Raw genomic sequence first — 2,909 nt, 5'->3', positions numbered from 1 at the left:
CGTCAGTACGCTGCTCAGATCATGTTCAATGCTCTGGAGGCTGATACTGTTCAGTGGAGCTCGGATGTAAACGGCTACGAGAAGGTCAAGACCACCGGCCTTGAGTGGAAGCCCAATCCGAACAATAAGAATGATGGTTCTTGGGTCAATGTTGAGAAGAACGAGACCTTGGGCAAGAAGTGGATGAAGCTTGACACGGTTGAGAATGTTCTTCTCTCCTCTGTTAAGCAGGAGTCCGGCAAGTCCACCTTCAACCTGAACAACGGTGCTTACACCAAGGTTGAGGACGACTGCTCCGCTCTGCTTGGCCAGCGTGTCAACATTCTGCTGAAGGACAACGACAAGTCCAAGGTTTACGGCGTTTACGCGAACGACGATTCCAAGGTTGTAGCGACCGGCTACGCTGGCCAGCTCGAGCTCGATGGCTCTGAGAAGGTTAAGATGGACGGCACCTCCTACAAGCTGGACTCTGCCGACAACAAGAAGGGCAACCTGATCCTGACTGCCAACACCAATACCTATAAGACTGGCTTTGATACGATCGTTAAAGCTGTGGGCGAGAAGGGCAACATGGATAAGAATGCGGCTGCTTCCTCCATCAAGCTGATCGACAACGACGGCGACGGCAAGGTTGATACCGCGCTGCACACCCCGGCTAAGGTCGGCAAGGTGACCGCTGTCAGCAAGTCTTCTGTAACTGTTAACAACGGCATCAACACCGTTAAGTTTGACGATGCTGAGATTTATGACGGCATTGCCAAGGACGATTACGTTATGTTCGTTGCTGAGGCGAACCGCTCCAGCGAGGACAAGGATTCCATCACCAAGCTGGACGTAACTTCCGCTAAGGTTACCGGCACCCGCACTGGCGAGGCTAAGGTGAATGACGAGTGGGTCAAGCTGGCTAAGGACGTTAAGGTTGAGTCCGGCAACAGCTATGACATGGTTATCGTAGGCGGCGTACTGCTGTTCGCTGACGAGACCAAGTCTGTTTCCAAGGACATCCTCTACATCTCCGGCACCAAGGAGTTTGACGGCTATGCTGGCGAAAAGTACGGCACTAAGGAAGTTCGTGCTTACTTCGCTGATGGCTCCAACAAGACCATTAAGGTTTCCAAGCTGGCTGGCGACAAGATCGCTAAGGCGGGTAACGTTGGCACCGATTACGCTGACGAAGCTGGAGTAAAGGCTGGTCAGATGTATACCTACTCTAAGCTCTCTGATGAGACTTATGACATCGAAGCCCTGAGCACTAAGAATGATGCTGGCTATGACAAGATTGTAACCGGCAAGTCTGATGCTTACTCCAAGCAGAAGATCGATGGTCTGGCTCCGCAGGACGACGCTGTGATCTTTGTTCAGACCGGCAAGGAGACCAAGGTTCTGACCGGCAAGCAGATCAAGAACTGGGCTGATTCGATCACCAATAACTTCACGGCTGCTTACGGCACCAAGGAGTCCAACGGTATCGACTACGTTGCAGTGGCTGCTCTGGTAAACAATGCATCCGAGAACGTTCCGGGCGCTACCAAGGATACCCTGTATGGCTACCTGACCGCTGATGCTTACGTAAGCGACAAGGACGGCGAGGATAAGGCTACTTACGAGGTATGGACCACTAATGGTGCGAAGACCCTGTATGCTGACACCAAGACGGTTGAGAAGAACGCAACTGCAGGCGCTGTAATCTCCTACACTGTAAACGGCGATTACATCGAGAGCATCAAGGTAAATGCCGGCATTCAGAAGGGCTTTGCAGCGGTAGCTGTTACCGGTTTCGACTACAAGGCAGAAGGCGAGCTGGCATTTGTATCTGAGACTCTGGGTGCGAAGCAGTACACGCTGGACGAGGACTGCGTATTCCTCACCGTAGACGACGAGAACACCGCAGGCGTAGAGGGCAACAGCCTGGATCAGATCCAGCTGGCAAACGCTGGTTCCAAGTCCACCTCCGATAAGGAGACTGTGCTGACCAACGCTTACGTGGTTATCGGCGGCGACAACAACGACAAGGTTCTGGCTGTTATCATTGATACTACCAACAACGAGTTGGATGCTGCAAAGGAACTGTACAAGAAGGACGGTTCTGTTGTTAAGTAATTCCTAAGGAATTTCTTATCATGCAAAAGATCCCCGGACTACGGTCCGGGGATTTTTCTTCGCCACTTTACTTAAAAGCAATAAAGTGGTGCGCCTCAGGGGCATTAAAATAAATTTTATAGGAACCATTATAGTAAACCGTAAAGCCGTTGCCGCTGATTTCTGCGGCAGGCCGGTCATATGCGGTACTTTGAATGCCGGGCAGGAGCAAAAGCGCTCCATTGGTATCTTGTATACCGGGATACAACGCACATCCTTTTGCAAACAGCAATACGGCTTTGGGGGCAAAATGCAGTGGTATATGTTGACTGTCTGCACCATTGCCTGTATAACTGCCAATGTGCACCTCGCATTTAGCAGCACTGAGCGTATTGATCTGATTTTGCAGATTGCTGTCACCGCTTGCGCGGGTGCTGGCTTCGCTTTTCGCTGCATTTTCAATCGCGGTGAACCGGTCGCGCACATCCTGTGCGAGCTTATCTCCGGTCACGCTCCCGGACGGGATGTTCCCCATCACCGCAGCGTTGAGCTGCTGCTGCACGTTTTCCACTGCTGTTTGCACCGTGTCCGCCGGGACGCCCGCCGTGCGGGAAAAGCCCAGTGCGGTCGCGGCAGTTTTGGCGGTCAATGCGTCACACAGGTCGTTGTGCGACTGCCGCAGTTCCTCCGGACTGCTGTCGAAGTATTCCTTCAGCTCATGCGGCTGCATATTGGGCTGGTCGGGCAGATTGCGGATCTTCTTGGTAAATTCCTGTTGTTTGTTTTCGGCAAAACCCATAATCATTCCTCCTTTGGTCGGTGCGCCCCTC

At 52.4% G+C, this 2,909-nt stretch carries 2 protein-coding genes; one reads left to right on the top strand and one right to left on the bottom strand.

Annotated elements, in window-relative coordinates; translation table 11 throughout:
- The coding region (locus T363_RS16305) for a hypothetical protein (protein ID WP_161645972.1) at positions 1 to 2,100 on the top strand (2,100 nt) is incomplete at its 5' end.
- Positions 2,101 to 2,167: 67 nt separating this feature from the next.
- On the opposite strand, the gene T363_RS0113635 is transcribed toward T363_RS16305, so the two are convergent.
- Entirely contained in the window at positions 2,168 to 2,878 is a 711-nt protein-coding gene (locus T363_RS0113635; RefSeq protein WP_154658824.1) for a hypothetical protein, read from the bottom strand.
- Positions 2,879 to 2,909: the final 31 nt, after the last annotated feature.

The sequence above is a fragment of the Agathobaculum desmolans ATCC 43058 genome (assembly GCF_000701665.1).
In the GTDB taxonomy this organism is placed as follows: domain Bacteria; phylum Bacillota; class Clostridia; order Oscillospirales; family Butyricicoccaceae; genus Agathobaculum; species Agathobaculum desmolans.
This window is presented reverse-complemented; position numbering and strand designations above follow the sequence as displayed.